The sequence below is a fragment of the Streptomyces sp. NPDC047974 genome (assembly GCF_040653375.1).
Lineage (GTDB): Bacteria > Actinomycetota > Actinomycetes > Streptomycetales > Streptomycetaceae > Streptomyces.
In genome coordinates this window covers 1-2,025 of sequence record NZ_JBEZNU010000100.1, presented here as the reverse complement: position 1 = coordinate 2,025, position 2,025 = coordinate 1, and the positions used below count along the sequence as shown (strand labels likewise).

The following is a 2,025-nucleotide window of genomic DNA, read 5'->3' as shown; positions in this document are numbered from 1 at the left end:
CGAGTCGAGCAGGGTCATGTCGGAGACGTAGGTGGCGAGCACGACGTGCAGCAGGGGTTCGTCGATGGCGCCGCCGAGCTTGCCGTTGGTGCGGATCCTCATCGGTCACGGTGGCCGCTGCCACATCAGTCGACTTGCCACGCGTCACGCGTGCGAAGTTGGCTGCGTTGAAGTCGTGGAACGTGTAGCTCAGGTTGTAGCCGGTGACGCGGTCCACGCTGTTGGCGATGCCACCGCCTGGGTTCTGATAGTCGGCCAGCTCGACCGTGGTCGACTGCGGCGCGACCGCGAATGCGGACACGTTTCCGACCTCCTCGAACGGCAGGCCGCTATTCCACTCGCGGATGAGGACGATGCCGCTGCCCAGGTAGCTGTAATCTTCGGCCATGATGGCTCTCCAGTTGGGATGCCGCTGAGCGGCGGGTTATTTCTTCGGGATGTTGGTCTGGTAGGTGATCAGGACTCCCACCCAGCCCGCGCCAGCTTTCTCCGGCATCAGGGGCTCCATGCCGACATAGACCGGCACCTGGACGCCCACGGGGTAGTTGCGGGCCGTCTCCCGGCTCTCCAGCGCGGCCTCGACGTCGCTGACCAGGTCATCGAGGCCGGCTTGGTAGTTCTCGATCTGCGACGGCACTCGGGCGATCACGCTGACAGTCGTCAGCCGGTGCGTACTGACCTTCGCCGGGTCCGTCGCCCGCTGCTGCTTCTCGATGACAGCAGTGAGCACAGCTGTCGTGTCCTGGTCACCGGGCGTCGGCTCCAGCGTCCAGCCAGTGCCAGCGTCGGTGAGGTAGCCGTTCGCCTTGCTGATCTGCTGCAGGGTGACGCCCATTGCTTCCAGCAGTTGCCGGCGGGGGCTAGGCATTGGCCACCTCCCACTGTGCAGTGGAAGCGTCAGCACGGAGCGGCTGAACAAGCTTCAACCTTCGACCGCTGCCGTCGATACGGACCACAGCGCCTTTGCGGGGCGTGACCTCGCTCAGTTGCAAGGTGATGCGATCGAACGTGACCGGTACCGGGCCGGCGTCGACTTCGCCGAACTGCTGCACGCTTTCGTCCAACAGCACGGTGCAAGGCGTCTCCGTTCCATCGTCGGCGATGAAATGAGCGGCATCGGCAACGCCTGCGGCTCCAAATGCCTTGAACGCCAGGGCGTCGAAACGCTGCATGAATTCCTTCTGATTCAAGGCAATGGCCTCGCTGTTTCCATCGCCTTATCCAACTCGCGCTTCAGGTAGAACGGCATCAGCCGCTTCCACGTGTCTTCGGCCATGCCGAAAATGTCGTAGCGCTGTTGGTAGGCGGCGGTGTTAGTGAAGATGAAGATCGAGCGCACGGCCGAACCCCAGCCAGTGCTGATCCGCTCGTAGACGCCAGGCCGGAGGCGACCACGACGCTTGATGATCACGAAGTACTCGCCACCGGTGGGCGCGCGCGTCCTGCGCCGTTTGGCGCTCGTCTCGGTCTGGTTCTGGTGCTTGTCCCGCTGGGCACCCAGCTGCGACAGGATCTTGGTGACCTGGCCGGCGGGCACGTTGCCATACTGGTTTGGCCGGGCGCCACGGCCCATCACCGCGAACTGGCTCGGCGACAGCAATCCCCTTCCCTGCAGCAACCGTTCGAAACCCTTGCGCCTACGCTGGCCACCCTCGACCTCCGTCAGCAGATACTTCGCCGGCGGCGTGCCCTTGAAGGCCTCGTCCCTGATGTAGATCTCGGCGTACGGCTTGTCCTTTGTGGCCTTGCGATAGAGCGCCGCGTTGGTGGTCAACGGGGTCGGGCGATCGAACACCCGCCCCGCCTGCACCTTCCACCGCTCCCGGATCTCGTAGGCAACTTTGTTGGCCGCCTGTGAGGCTGCGTAGGGCAGCTGCGACTTCTCCAGGTCGCTCAGCTGACGCCCGAGCGCGTTGTCGGGGTCGACCCCGATCCTGATCTGGGCCATACAACCTCCTGCCCGGCCCGCCGAAGCGGGCCAGGCACTGCTGGCTTACTTCGCGCCCGCCTTCAGGCGGATCACTG

3 protein-coding genes and 1 pseudogene are annotated in these 2,025 nt (G+C 64.5%); all 4 read right to left on the bottom strand.

The features are described from left to right. A pseudogene (locus AB0E19_RS38535) lies at positions 1-93 on the bottom strand (acyl-CoA thioesterase II); the annotation flags it as partial. Between the two features lie 331 nt (positions 94-424). Continuing rightward, positions 425-835, bottom strand: coding sequence for a hypothetical protein (locus tag AB0E19_RS38530; RefSeq protein ID WP_082587837.1), 411 nt, complete (start codon positions 833-835; stop codon positions 425-427). 25 nt (positions 836-860) lie between these two features. Continuing rightward, on the bottom strand, positions 861-1,172 hold the full coding sequence (locus AB0E19_RS38525) for a hypothetical protein (RefSeq protein ID WP_083663120.1): 312 nt from the start codon (positions 1,170-1,172) through the stop codon (positions 861-863). Between the two features lie 14 nt (positions 1,173-1,186). Beyond that, complete coding sequence (locus AB0E19_RS38520) at positions 1,187-1,948, bottom strand: hypothetical protein (protein ID WP_362189858.1); 762 nt, start codon at positions 1,946-1,948, stop codon at positions 1,187-1,189. Positions 1,949-2,025: the final 77 nt, after the last annotated feature.